This is a genomic window from Kitasatospora sp. NPDC091257 (genome assembly GCF_044757675.1).
Classification (GTDB): domain Bacteria; phylum Actinomycetota; class Actinomycetes; order Streptomycetales; family Streptomycetaceae; genus Kitasatospora; species Kitasatospora lactacystinica.
In genome coordinates this window covers 1-3,672 of the sequence record NZ_JBIVVI010000938.1, presented here as the reverse complement: position 1 = coordinate 3,672, position 3,672 = coordinate 1, and the positions used below count along the sequence as shown (strand labels likewise).

At 75.5% G+C, this 3,672-nt stretch carries 3 protein-coding genes; 1 reads left to right on the top strand and 2 read right to left on the bottom strand.

Translation table 11 applies throughout. The features are described 5' to 3' along the window. The coding region (locus ACIQOV_RS32390) for a hypothetical protein (RefSeq protein ID WP_401054276.1) at positions 1 to 761 on the top strand (761 nt) is incomplete at its 5' end. Between the two features lie 72 nt (positions 762 to 833). Here the strand turns inward: ACIQOV_RS32390 and ACIQOV_RS32385 are convergent. Continuing rightward, positions 834 to 1,547 (bottom strand): ricin-type beta-trefoil lectin domain protein, encoded by a 714-nt coding sequence (locus tag ACIQOV_RS32385; RefSeq protein WP_359909667.1) that lies wholly within the window; start codon positions 1,545 to 1,547, stop codon positions 834 to 836. Positions 1,548 to 1,878: 331 nt separating this feature from the next. Beyond that, positions 1,879 to 3,645 (bottom strand): DEAD/DEAH box helicase, encoded by a 1,767-nt coding sequence (locus ACIQOV_RS32380; RefSeq protein WP_401054274.1) that lies wholly within the window; start codon positions 3,643 to 3,645, stop codon positions 1,879 to 1,881. Between the last annotated feature and the right edge of the window lie 27 nt (positions 3,646 to 3,672).

The window sequence follows — 3,672 nt, the reverse complement described above, 5'->3', positions numbered from 1 at the left end:
GGCTGGAGCAGGGGCGGGACATCCACCCGTCGCCGGAGGTGCTGGCGAGCCTCGCCCGTACGCTGCGGCTGGACCGGGCGGAGACGGCGTACCTGTTCCGGCTGGCCGGCGGGCATCCGCTGGACGGCGAGGTGGCCGCGCCCGGGGACGTGCCGGCCCCGCTGCTGCGGCTGATGCGCGCGCAGTGGCCGGCGCCGTCCTTCGTGATGGACGCCAACTGGGACATCCGGGCCTGGAACCCGGGCGCGGACGCGCTGTTCGGCCTGACCGGCCGCCCGCCGCAGGAGTGCAACCTGGCCTGGGTGGTGTTCGGCAACCCGGTGCACCGGGCCCGGGTGGAGCACTGGGAGGAGCACGCCCGGCGCTTCCTGGCCCAGCTGCGCTCCGCCTACGCCGAGCGCGGCGGCGAGGCGACGGCCGTGGGGCGCCGGCTGGCCCGGATGATCCGGCAGGTCCGCGGCGAGTACCCGGAGGCGGACCGATGGCTGGACGAGCACCAGGTCGCGGAGCGCTCCGGCACCGAGAAGGTGATCCGGCACGAGCGGGTGGGCGTGCTGCGGATCGACCAGCACGTGCTGCTGGCCGCCGAGGGCCTGCAACTGATCGTGATGTCGCCGCGCGACGCCGGCACCGAGGAGCGGCTGCGCGCGCTGGCGCCGGCCCCGGAAACGGCAACGGCAACGGCAACGGCAACGGCAACGGCAACGGCAACGGCAACGGCAACGGCAACGGCAACGACGGTGGCCCCGGCCCCGGTGTAGCGCGGACAGCGGTCCGCCGCCCCCGCACGGCGCAGGGGCGGCGGACCGGGAGCGGCGGACCGGGGACGGCCGTCAGACCGGGAGGTTCCACTTCTGGTTGGCGGCGCCGTTGCAGTCCCAGATGCCGAGCTGGTTGCCGTTCTCGGTGGCGAAGCCGAGGTCGTCCAGGCAGCGGCCGGACTGCGGGTTGAGCAGCGAGCCGTCGGCCCGGGCCTGCCACTGCTGGGCGCCGCTGCCGTTGCAGTCCCAGATCTGCACCTTGGTGCCGTTGCCGGTGTTGCCGCCCGACACGTCCAGGCACTTGCCGAGCGCGCGGATCGTGCCGTCGACGCCGATCCGCCACTTCTGCGCGACCGAGCCGTTGCAGTCGTAGATCTGGACGGCGGTGCCGTTGCCGAGGTTGGCGCCCCGCACGTCGACGCACTTGTTGACGTAGCCGGTGATCTGGCCGGTCGGGCCGGCCGGCGGCGCGGCGCCGAGGACGACGCGCGGGAACATCACGGAGTCGCCGATCATGCAGGAGGCGGACACGGTGCCGTCGCCCATCCCCAGGCCTCCGATGGCGGGGCGGGAGAACTGCACGGTGTGGGTGGAGTTCCAGTAGAGGCAGTTGGCGGTCACGGTCCAGGTCTGCATCGGGTCGAGGCCGCTACAGCTGCCGATGGCGTTCCAGGCGGAGGTGTAGGCGGCGCAGGCGGGGGCGGCCTGGGCGGCGGTGGCCGGTGCCACCACGGCGGCGGCCCCGGCGAGCAGGGCGGTGGTCAGCAGGGCGGAGGTTCGGCGCATGGGAGGGTCGTCCTTCCGAATCGGGGAATCACGTCGACTCACCGTCCACGCCCCGTCGGTGACGGTGCGTCGGATGTGTGGGCCGCGTGAAAGACTCGGGGGTGCGCGGTCGGCCGTCAACCGGCAGGTCACCGGCAGCTGCCGGGTGCGGCGGGGCTGAACAGGGACGTTGTCCCGGGCGGCAGTTTCGCCGGGTCCGCACGGCCGGGCCGTCGAGGGGCCGGGCCGCGGAAGCGGGGACGTCACGGGCGGGCCGCCGGGCCGGCCGGACAGCGCACGGCCCGGCTCCCCCCTGCCGGGGGAACCGGGCCGTCGTCGGAACGGAAGGGCGTCAGTCCGTCTTGCGGCGCTGGCGGCCGGTGCCGTAGTTGGAGCCGGACTTGGAGCCGCTGCCGGGCTTGGCGCGGCCCGAGGAGCGGCCGATGAAGCCGGCCGCCTGCGGGCGGTCGCCCTGGGCGGCGGCGCCCATGCGCTGCTTGGGGCGGGGGCGGCGCGGGTTGCCGTTCATGTCGACGTCGGCGGGCAGCGCGGAGCGCTTGCCGGACCGGCGGCGCGGGGCACCGGACTTGGCCCCGGCGGGCTTGTCGGCGCCGTCCTTGGCCGAGGCGCCGGCCCCGGCCTGGGCCGCGACGACCGGTACGGCCAGCGTCACCGCGACGCCGCTGGGCGTGCGGGCGCCGGTGATCCGGGCCAGGTCGGCGTCGCCCGGGCGGATCTTGGTGACGGTCGGGCGGATGCCGGCGACCGTCATCAGCCGGTTGACCTCGCGGCGCTGCTCGGGCAGCACCAGGGTGACGACCGTCCCGGACTCGCCGGCCCGGGCGGTGCGGCCGCCGCGGTGCAGGTAGTCCTTGTGGTCGACCGGCGGGTCCACGTTGACGACCAGGTCCAGGCCGTCGATGTGGATGCCGCGGGCGGCGACGTTGGTGGCGATCAGCGCGGTGACGTGGCCGTCCCGGAACTGGTCCAGGACCCGGTTGCGCTGCGGCTGGGACTTGCCGCCGTGCAGGGCGGCGGCCTTCACGCCGTTGGCGAGCAGTTGCTTGGCCAGCCGGTCGGCGCCGTGCTTGGTGTGCACGAACATGATCACGCGGCCGTCGCGGGAGGCGATGTGCGCGGTGGCGGAGACCTTGTCGGTCTGCTCCAGCTGGAGGACGTGGTGGTCCATGGTGCTGACCGCGCCGGCCGAGGGGTCGACCGAGTGGGTCACCGGGTCGGCGAGGAAGCGCTTGACCAGCCGGTCGACGTTGCGGTCCAGGGTGGCGGAGAACAGCATCCGCTGCCCGCCCTCGGCGACCTGCTCCAGCAGCTTGCTGACCTGCGGCAGGAAGCCCATGTCGGCCATCTGGTCGGCCTCGTCGAGGACCGTGATCGCGACGTCGGAGAGATTGACGTCACCGCGCCCGATCAGGTCGTCCAGCCGGCCCGGGGTGGCCACCAGCACCTCGGTGCCGCGGCGCACCGCGTTGGCCTGCCGGTTGATCGACATGCCGCCGACGACGGTGGTGATCCGCAGGTTGACGGCGGTGGCGTACGGGGTGAGCGCCTCGGTGACCTGCTGCGCCAGCTCGCGGGTGGGCACCAGTACGAGCGCCAGCGGGTGCCGGGCGTCGGCACGGCGCCCGGCGGTGCGGGCGAGCAGCGGCAGGCCGAAGGCCAGGGTCTTGCCGGAGCCGGTGCGGCCGCGGCCGAGCACGTCGCGCCCGGCGATCGAGTCGGGCAGCGTGGCGGCCTGGATCGGGAAGGGCTCGGTGACGCCCTGGCGGGTGAGCGCGGAGAGGATCGCCCTGGGCAGTTCCAGCTCGGCGAAGGAGGCCGCCGGGGGCCGGGGCGGGGTGCCCTGGACCACGGTGAACTCGGTGGCCTCGGGCACGGCGGCGGGGCGGCCCTGCTTGGGGGCGCCGCCGCGGTTGCGCGGCTTGCGCGGGCGGTCGCCGCCGGCGGTGCGGCGGGCCTGGTCGGTGGTGCGGGGGCCGCGGTCGCGCGGCGGGCGGGCAGGGGTGGTCACGGGAGCTCCGTCGGTCGGTCGGCAGCCCGGGCTGCGGGCTGGTCGGCCGTCGGAGGATTTGCGTGTGCCGCCCCGGCCGTACGGCGGCATGAGCGGGGGCCCCCCCCCGGGGGGGGG